1 protein-coding gene is annotated in these 763 nt (G+C 49.5%); it reads left to right on the top strand.

The genetic code is table 11. The annotated features are described in order from the left end of the window. Nucleotides 1-12: 12 nt before the first annotated feature. On the top strand, nucleotides 13-763 hold a 751-nt coding region (locus ABUE31_RS22740; RefSeq protein ID WP_367726045.1), incomplete at its 3' end, for a DGQHR domain-containing protein.

A 763-nucleotide genomic window follows, 5' to 3' on the forward strand; every position in this document is an offset into this window, starting at 1 on the left:
CTGAAAGGGCCCATGGCCAACGCGGTTCGCAAACACTATCCAGGATTCCGACCAAAAATCCTTTGGATGTTTGTCACCGAAAACATCATTTGGTCAAAGCCAGATATTGAACGCGCTCGCCAAGAAAACATTCAGGTAATGCGGGAAAGCGAATACCGCTATTTCAGCCAGATTGTAGACCACTTGGGAACAGGCGCTCGCTCCCAGTTCTTGGCCGAATATCTGAAGGGATCATCCATCGCGGAAATGGAGGGTGTCACGACTCCAGCAATACGCGGAACGCTCGGAGGCAATCGCTTCTATGCGTTTGTTGCCACCCCGGAGCAAATGCTGAAAATTGCATTTGTGAACCATCGAGCATTGAATGACCCAGAAGGGGCGCCAGCATATCAGCGCTTGATCCAAAAATCACGACTGAAGCAAATCGCCAAATTTCTTGGCGGAGGCGGCTACTTCCCGAACAGCATTCTTGTAAACTTCAAAGACAAGCCGCGTTTTGACTTACTCGAAAATCAGGACGAGTGGCCAGTGCAATTTGGCACCCTGTACCTTCCCAGTAAGTTCAAAAGCGCTTGGATTGTGGACGGTCAACACCGGCTTTACGCCTATGGCGATCTAGAGAAGAAACGAAGCACTGATCATCTGATTGTTGTGGCATTTGAAAAGCTCGCTGATGCTGCTGAAGCAAACCTTTTTGTGACAATCAACCACGAGCAGAAGCGCGTCCCGAAAAATCTTCTGGTGGAACTGGAGGGGGAATTGA

This window comes from Mesorhizobium marinum, assembly GCF_040813675.1.
Classification (GTDB): domain Bacteria; phylum Pseudomonadota; class Alphaproteobacteria; order Rhizobiales; family Rhizobiaceae; genus Mesorhizobium_K; species Mesorhizobium_K marinum.